Raw genomic sequence first — 900 nt, forward strand, 5'->3', positions numbered from 1 at the left:
AATCGCATCAACACGATTTATTACATTCGGCGTTCTGGGTTTGCCTTTAGTTTTGTGATTAAGGCGGTTAATTTAGGTTGGTTTGCATGGTAATAAACGTGTTATGCCAGCGTTATGCGCTAAGAAGGAGTGATAATTGTTAAAAAGTCGACTATTTGAGAAAGATAGGCTTGTTCAAGAACGATGGCATAGAATGAATTTTCATCGCAAGTATTCAAAGCGTTTGAAATCGTTGTTTTTGGTTCGTTTATATATAAAGTTAAAGTTTGAATTCAGAGCTAAGGATATTGCTATAAATAAGGCAATCGCTACAACTGTGTACGAAGCAAAAAGACTCGATACGGAGTTATTTCCTGCAACAAAGGAATTCTTTAATATCGGGTTATATTTCCTTTTAGTTGAGCGTGATATCCAAGCTTTAAAAGCTGATGCTTTTGCTCATCCAAATCTATCTAAGCGAAGCATTGCATTACGGACTTTGTTATTAACTATCTATGAATGGGATATGGGTAAAGTTACTGGTAGGAGAATGCATAATATTTATCAGATGACTAATCTCTCGGACGAACAAAAAAATGAATTGGTAAGTGCGCTTAAAGATCTAAAAAAAGCTCGTAAATCAATAGAAAGCAAATTTGCATTGGTTAGGCATAGCACCATTGCTCACCGTGAACCAGATGCTTTGGCTCAATATGAAACAATTGAACATTTGGATTTAATGAAACTGTCCAAAGAAATTTCAATATTTTACATCGCTTCAAATCGACTATTGAAAGCTCTTGTTAGTTCGTTACTAGAAATGAGAACTGTACCTAGCATGCTGCATCAAATTGGCAGCAGTAAAAAAAGCGCATAACAAATGCATCAACACGATTTGCTACACTCGGCGTTGTCAGTTTG

1 protein-coding gene is annotated in these 900 nt (G+C 35.8%); it reads left to right on the forward strand.

The genetic code is table 11. The features are described 5' to 3' along the window. Positions 1 to 136: 136 nt before the first annotated feature. The gene (locus tag A6E06_RS11295; RefSeq protein WP_065593227.1) at positions 137 to 856 is read left to right on the forward strand and encodes a hypothetical protein; all 720 of its coding nucleotides are present in this window, start codon (positions 137 to 139) and stop codon (positions 854 to 856) included. Positions 857 to 900: the final 44 nt, after the last annotated feature.

It is taken from the genome of Aliivibrio sp. 1S175, from assembly GCF_001690985.1.
In the GTDB taxonomy this organism is placed as follows: domain Bacteria; phylum Pseudomonadota; class Gammaproteobacteria; order Enterobacterales; family Vibrionaceae; genus Aliivibrio.